At 45.5% G+C, this 1,646-nt stretch carries 2 protein-coding genes; both read right to left on the reverse strand.

All coding sequences use genetic code 11. The features are described 5' to 3' along the window. Positions 1-136 precede the first annotated feature (136 nt). Positions 137-1,444 (reverse strand): TadE/TadG family type IV pilus assembly protein, encoded by a 1,308-nt coding sequence (locus AC1WIP_RS15695; RefSeq protein WP_481142705.1) that lies wholly within the window; start codon positions 1,442-1,444, stop codon positions 137-139. A gap of 26 nt (positions 1,445-1,470) precedes the next feature. Then, a complete protein-coding gene (locus tag AC1WIP_RS15700) occupies positions 1,471-1,593 on the reverse strand; it encodes a hypothetical protein (RefSeq protein ID WP_481142706.1) in 123 nt (40 codons plus the stop codon). Positions 1,594-1,646: the final 53 nt, after the last annotated feature.

A 1,646-nucleotide genomic window follows, 5' to 3' on the forward strand; every position in this document is an offset into this window, starting at 1 on the left:
AAACTATATATTGCCAAAGATTTCCCTCTATACTTTCTATCTCTTATCAAGATATAAAAAGAAAATATGCAGAGCAGAAACGCTGTGGCAAACATAATAATATCGATCGGCTGCATTTCTTCCTCCTGTACTGCACTCAGCTTTCGCTGTTTTCTTCTGACGACGCGGGACTCCCATATGCTTTTTTGACTTCCACCACAAAAGTTCTCCCGCTTTCCGCCTGCGTCTCACAAAATTTTTGGACGGCCTCATTAATCATTGCATCATCTGCATCCTCCGGCACGACCAAAACCATCTTATAGGTTCTGGTGGATGGATCCGATTGGATCGTTTCCTGCTCCCCTGTACTTGCGTTTGTAACCGTAATATCTCTTCCATTTCTACTGACCTTAGAAACCAGATTGTTTGCCTCCGCATTTAAAGCATTTTTCAGTTTATTTGCCGTGCTGTAGGATTGGGAATGAGTATCCTTTGATGTTACTGTGATAAATTCATTTGCACCGCCTTCATTATTGTAGGCATCAAACCCGTGCCCCGAATCTACATAGGTGTAATTCTTTTTCTCATAGGAAACAATCAGCTTCCCCCTCGCACTCGTATCCGCCATATCCCATAGGGAAGGGGTAGTCGTTGAGGTGGAAATTTCAGGCGTTATTTTGGAAATACCATTCCCCCATGCACTTGTTTTGGCACACTGCCGAAATCTGACCGAATAGTCAAAATTTAAGAGCCTGACCACTTCTACCTCATAGGTACACACCAGTTGAATGGTATTGGATACCCCATAGGTCATCATCAATGAACCGGAAAAATCCAAACCATCCAATCCATCCTTCACATGGTAATGCTCTAAAAAAGCATCTGCATCATCAGCTGCAAAGGACTTAAGATTTCGTTTCACGAACGCTTGACCCATGGCTCTGGCAAGCAGCGCGTTCATTTCCCCTGAGAGCTCATCCGCCGCCATAAGACCCATTCCCATTATGAATCCTTTGGGGTCTTCCGCAATGGCATCCGCATAGGACTTCGCATTATCCGACAACGCTCCCCCTGCTGTCTGCGCGTCCTTCAATGCTCCTTGCATTGCCTCAAAGTCCACGGTCATAGCATCCATATCCACGCTTCCTTCCAGTTCCCCCATGCTGTCCATCAAAGCGCCAACACCGGAAATGGTTCCCTGAACCCTTTCTCTGGAGTCTGCCACACCCTCCTGATTGTGCAGCTCCGCCTGCAGATTATCCAATCCCAGCCGGTAATAAAGATATGAATACTGGGAAATATCCTGTGCGGCAGAGTCCAGAGCCATGCTGATTTTTGCCTGCACGTAGCAAATATTGGTTATTGATAAAATAATGTATATGGCAAAAATAAAGATTGGCAGCGCAACACTGGCTTCTATAATGACTGCGCCCTTTTCATTTTCCTGTTTACGCCTTTCCATCATAGAGCTTATCCCTTTCTCTGACCATATCACAGCTCAGATACCGATCGATGCTGCTCCGGGACCTCCATGGAGGTTTCCCTTCCTGCCGCGCAGCCGCCCATGCTGAGTAATGCCGCCGTCAGTAACAATGCTAAATTTCTCTTTTTCATGTCCCGTCCCTTTTCCCTTTAAATATTAAAATTAATATCCCCTTGTCATATAT

It is taken from the genome of Acetatifactor sp., from assembly GCF_982438285.1.